This window comes from Paraburkholderia sp. TE9906 (genome assembly GCF_056279605.1).
Genome location: NZ_JBWCCT010000037.1, coordinates 1 through 4,786, shown reverse-complemented (window position 1 = coordinate 4,786; position 4,786 = coordinate 1). Strand labels below are relative to the sequence as shown.

The 4,786-nt window shown below is 56.0% G+C and carries 4 protein-coding genes; 2 read left to right on the top strand and 2 right to left on the bottom strand.

The features are described from left to right. Nucleotides 1-151 precede the first annotated feature (151 nt). Nucleotides 152-1,024, bottom strand: coding sequence for a hypothetical protein (locus ACZ9H4_RS36995; protein WP_476123226.1), 873 nt, complete (start codon nucleotides 1,022-1,024; stop codon nucleotides 152-154). Nucleotides 1,025-1,366: 342 nt separating this feature from the next. Continuing rightward, complete coding sequence (locus ACZ9H4_RS36990; RefSeq protein ID WP_476123224.1) at nucleotides 1,367-2,164, bottom strand: hypothetical protein; 798 nt, start codon at nucleotides 2,162-2,164, stop codon at nucleotides 1,367-1,369. A gap of 322 nt (nucleotides 2,165-2,486) precedes the next feature. On the opposite strand from ACZ9H4_RS36990, the gene ACZ9H4_RS36985 reads away from it, so the two are divergent. Continuing rightward, nucleotides 2,487-3,680: a hypothetical protein gene (locus tag ACZ9H4_RS36985; RefSeq protein ID WP_476123222.1), complete on the top strand. Its 1,194-nt coding sequence runs from the start codon at nucleotides 2,487-2,489 to the stop codon at nucleotides 3,678-3,680. Next, nucleotides 3,677-4,438: a peptidase associated/transthyretin-like domain-containing protein gene (locus tag ACZ9H4_RS36980; RefSeq protein WP_476123220.1), complete on the top strand. Its 762-nt coding sequence runs from the start codon at nucleotides 3,677-3,679 to the stop codon at nucleotides 4,436-4,438. Before ACZ9H4_RS36985 ends, ACZ9H4_RS36980 begins: the two co-directional genes overlap by 4 nt. The last annotated feature ends 348 nt before the right edge of the window (nucleotides 4,439-4,786 follow it).

Below are 4,786 nucleotides of genomic sequence, written 5' to 3'. Positions count from 1 at the left end.
TCTCGCTGTAATAAATCCGGCGTCGCTGTTTCATTTGCAACACTCCTGCTGCTTACGCAGTCTTCAGTGTGTTGCATCCACCGGTTGAATGCGCCGTGACCATGCTGTCAGGCGGAGCCTGAATAGCACTTCGAGCTCGGAGATGCACGCATTAGCTGTCCAGCACACTGAAATCCAACCCCGTAAAAAGACGGTCCACCGGTGTGTTTGACTGAACGCAGAAGTTCGCTAACTCGTCCCATAGAGGCCATCCGTTTTCGCTCGTGACCGCGAACTGAAAGCCGTAAGTACCGGCGTCATCGTCGTAAATTTCGATAGAGCCCAGATTCCAATCATTGCAAATATCCCCGAAACCTATAACTATTTCGGGGGTTAAACCGAAAGCACTTTCAATGTCAGCGGCAAGAAGAATGCGCGCGCCGCTTAGGGAAACGCGGACCGGTCCGCTCGAGGCCTTTGCGAGCCTTGCCGCCCGAATCGCAATGTTGCCGAACAGAATGCGAGTTTCCTCCGGCACATCTTTGAGCCTACTCAGCTCCGTACTCAATTCAGCCGCCGTCATTGCGAGCTCCGTTGTGGAATGCCCCCAATCAAGGACGTCGGACAGACGTTGCAAGTTGCTTGGTAACGTAATGGTGGCTCGACCAGTTCTGTCGGTCAACGACATTCGAATCGTGGCAGCAACAAGGTCACCGCCGAACTTGCTTTCGTGGTCGGCCTTCATTTTCTGAAGGTCGAGAGCCTGAAACGTCAGGGTGTCGTTCGTCTCGACATGATGCTCATAGCACATCAACATGAGATTGCTTGCTTCCCTGCGTTGTTCGTCCGTCATGTCATCGTTATAGCGTTCTCCGCCCCGTTCCGCCGCTTCTATGTGACAAACCTGGCCAATGAAATCGCCCTTCGAGTTCATCATCAATCTTTCGCAATTCGGAAATGCGCAAATATTCCCGGAACGGAGATATAACTCTCGAAGCGTCTTCGATGTGGGGGCAAGTCTGGTCTTTTTCTTGGTCATGGTCATGTTTTTTGTTGGTTCACGTGCGATATTGGTACTCAGTTTCAACTTTAACGGCGTTTGGACGTTCTGCAGCCTGAGCTAGCGCTGAGCGGCCTCGCGGCGAGCTGAGGCTGTGTGAAAACGCGTGTTGGATGAGGTTCTCGAAAAAATCGGCCCTTCAGATCGCGCTGTATTGGCCTGGCAGTGACTTGGGAAGGGTAAAGCGACACCTGAAAACTGAGTACTTTTGCGTTTTCACACAGCCTCGACCCGAAGCGGTCCTTGATTATTTTTGAAAGGGGCCTTCGTCGCGCAGAAGCGGCGGCCTCGCTATTTTGTGTGCACGTGTCTAGAATCTGTTAACGTTCACGAGTCCGCATCTTGCCCCTGTTCCCAGTCTTTGCCGTGCTTCTCACGAGTTTTCTTCTCTATCGTTCCCGACAACTTCTTCATCGCGCTCAGAGATGTTTCGAAATAGTCCTTCTTGACCTTTAGGCGGTCGCCTATGTCTCCCCGTGACAACGCTCCTGCCTTTTTCTTGTAGCGATCATTCACCAGCAAAGAATTGTGAACGATGAGATCTCTGGTCGCCTTGATTTCGAAGAACTGACGGAAAGACTCCTCGGGAATTTCTAGTTCAGATATCGCGTTGAAATAACCACAGTATTCCTTCGGCTCCGCATAAAAGATTGCTTGAATTCGCTGTTCGATCAGTTCCTCATACAACCCCTCGAGATTTTCAGCATCGATGACCACCTGCAACGGCACTGGCTTGCCAGAGTCGCCACCCTTCGGACCGCGTACCAACTTTTCCGGCGCTCTGCGAAGGAACGAGCCGAGCACATCAGCGAGGTAGACCTCGAAGCGCGACACAGCGGTCACGAGGAGATTTGCAAAAAGCTCTTCGTTCGCAAAACGCTTGAGCAAGCTGCTCAACTCGGTGGCATTTCGCCGCGCGATTGCAGGTCGCCCGTGTTTTCCTGGCACGGAGAGTTTAATGTCTTCGTCAGGATCAATGAATTCACCTTTATGTTCCTCGGCGGCGGCCTTCAACAGCGGCGACGTGCGAGAAGCGAAGATGTGAAGATCATTGACTTCTCGGAACAGTCGAATGTGACGCTGGTAGATTTCTTCAACTATCGTGCGATTACCTTTTTTCGCCATTCCTAAGCCCCGAACTTATTTAGAGGAATCTTGCTAGCGATTGTGGACGATCTGGGTTGCGATGTCGAATGACCGTTGTCGTCGCGTGCTGCCGATGGCTGTCATCGAGAACTGACGCACGATATATGCGATTTGTATCACACGGTGGCGCTCGCATGGGTTCGTGCGGTAGCCCACAGACTGTGCCAGGCAATCGTAAGAGCATCGAAAGCGGACGAGCGTCGCTCGCTCGCGAGACGAACACGAACACGAACATCAACCGGTGGCAAACGGTTCGGTCGACGAGACTCTGGAGTCAGCGCACATGGCAAGGTCTGACGACATGCCAAACGCCATCAGTGAGCACGGTACGCGAAAGCAGTTGTGCTCGTTACTGAACACGCTTTGCACGGCCGATGGCCGTGTCGCCTACATTGTCGGCTTTACGGTCAGCGAGAACGAGAAGCCTGAAATCAAGGACGGTCTGCCAGGGCTTCTCGCATGGCATGCGCTATATTCGGACGACCAGCGCATGGTCGTCACCTACTGGGCCTCGAAAGAGACTTTCGACACGGCCGGCGAGATCTGGAAGACGCCACTTGGCATTTCGCGGTCCTACAACGGACGAGTTGGCGCCATAGAAGGCCTTCGGGAAGGGTTTTTCAAGCGCTTTCGCAAAGGCACGCCGCCGTTATTGCAAAACACGGTCATCCTGCTCGCTGGCCTTCTGGCCGCCATCACGACCATCCGGGAATTCAATGAATATCTATTCGCGACGCCCGCGATCACCGTCCAATTCGATTCTCAGACGACCGACTTCGTCAAGCGTAGACCCGTGAGCATCAAGTTCACGTTGGAAAACGAGACAACGGAAAAAAACGAAGGAGTCACGATCGCCGCGAAGCTGGTGCAGGACGGGGCCGACGATAAGGAAGCGATTTATCATCGCCCGATAGCGTTGACGGTCTCCGAAACAACCATTGCCGAGCTCAATCCCAAGGAAAAAAAAGACCTCTCGCTCACCTATCCGCCGCGATCCGCCGACGCGAGGACGAACCCACTCGCGAGTGGGCGCTATCACGTGGAAGTGTCGGTCACGTCCTACGCCGGGCCATTTTCGCACACCAGGGGCGTGTCGTTGCGCAAGACGGCCGTGACCATCTGGCCGGACGAGCCGAAGGGGCATATCGTCGGCTCCGCGCCTACGGACCGTATGACGGGCCCGCAAACGGTGAGCGGCATCATCAGACTGGGCGCGCCGAGCGCCTCGCCGAGAACATGCACCCTGCAGATCGTGGGCTTTCGCGGCCTGCCCATGCCGGCGTCCGACCTGCCGGCGCAAGACACGCCAAAGTGGACCCGCAGCAAGACGAACGGCCCGGAGGTGGACGTGCTCTCTTGGACGTTACCGCCTAACAAGGGAATGCAGGAACTGTACGTCAACCTCACGTTCGATGCGCCCGGCAACCTCGACTGGATTGCCATCCGCAAGGCGTCGGAACTTTCGTGCTGGCGGCCAAAGGAGCCAATCAAATGAACCAATCGTCCAACTGGCGGCCGTTGGCCGCGCTGCTTGCCGCGCTGGTCAGTGTGTCCGTTCACGGCGACGAGGTGACCGGCAAGGTGATTGACCTCGGTTCGGGCAATGGATTGCCGGGTGTGCTGATTTCCATCCGCGATCTCAAGGATCACGAGGTGGCCTCAGGCTCGACCGATGGCGTGGGAGCATATAGCGTTACGGTACCAAAACGCCCAACGCTACCCCTCACGGCACAATTCAGGAAGCCGAATTTCGTTACCGATCCTACGTTGCTGACGATCAAGCAGACGAAAACCGCGCAAGACTCCGTCACAATGGTTCAAAGCGAGGGAACGACGGCATACTACAACCAAGCTATAGCGGAACTGGAGCAGGACACAAGCGCCGGGCAGCGCTGGCAAAAGGCGTGGGCTGTCGCGTCGCTGCCCGACGCCAACCAGCAGTTGGTCAAGGCGAAGCTAGGTGCGAGCGGCCACACCGACATCGTGAACGACGTCAACAAAGCCAGGCAGACGCAGGAAGTCATCGCCGCAGTCAGCAAGAACGTCAGCGACGGCGGTTTGCCGCATGTGGCGGTGTTGCCGAACAATGCCAGCAGGCTGGTCGCCATCGTCCCGGACTCGACCTCCCGTGTCCAGGTCGCGAAGGTTCAGTCCGTACTCGACGATGCGAAAGGAAAAGCGGACGTTCAGGGCCAGGACGTCTATCTACTCAAACAACAGGCCATTCGGAACAACAGCGCGGCGCTTCGATAACGGCGCGCCGGACGGGCCCGCCGCCAAGCACCCACGGGCGGCATGCGTCACACGATGATGCCGTCATGGCTTCACGTCCGAGTCGCTGTCATCAGCACTTGCAAGGCAACACGCCAAGCTTTGCTGTTGTTGCCGTCGGTAGCCAATGTGGCTTACCGCCAGCCTGAGCCAGTTATCTGGCCGAGCCGGAATATGGTGCCGCGCTGATATGGGCGGTTTTTTTGCCGCCCTAGCGTGTCATCGGTCCGACACCGGCCGAGCCTGTGTGAAAACGCACTCATCGCCTAAACTGAATCAACTCATTGAGACCGGGTGACTCATGAAGCGATTCGTTGAAGGCGATGACCG

Excerpts from the sequence above, each read along its gene's own strand:
- ACZ9H4_RS36980 (WP_476123220.1), top strand. The coding sequence starts at position 3,677 with ATGAACCAATCGTCCAACTGGCGGCCGTTGGCCGCGCTGCTTGCCGCG.
- ACZ9H4_RS36990 (WP_476123224.1), bottom strand. The coding sequence starts at position 2,164 with ATGGCGAAAAAAGGTAATCGCACGATAGTTGAAGAAATCTACCAGCGT.
- ACZ9H4_RS36995 (WP_476123226.1), bottom strand. The coding sequence starts at position 1,024 with ATGACCATGACCAAGAAAAAGACCAGACTTGCCCCCACATCGAAGACG.
- ACZ9H4_RS36985 (WP_476123222.1), top strand. The coding sequence starts at position 2,487 with ATGCCAAACGCCATCAGTGAGCACGGTACGCGAAAGCAGTTGTGCTCG.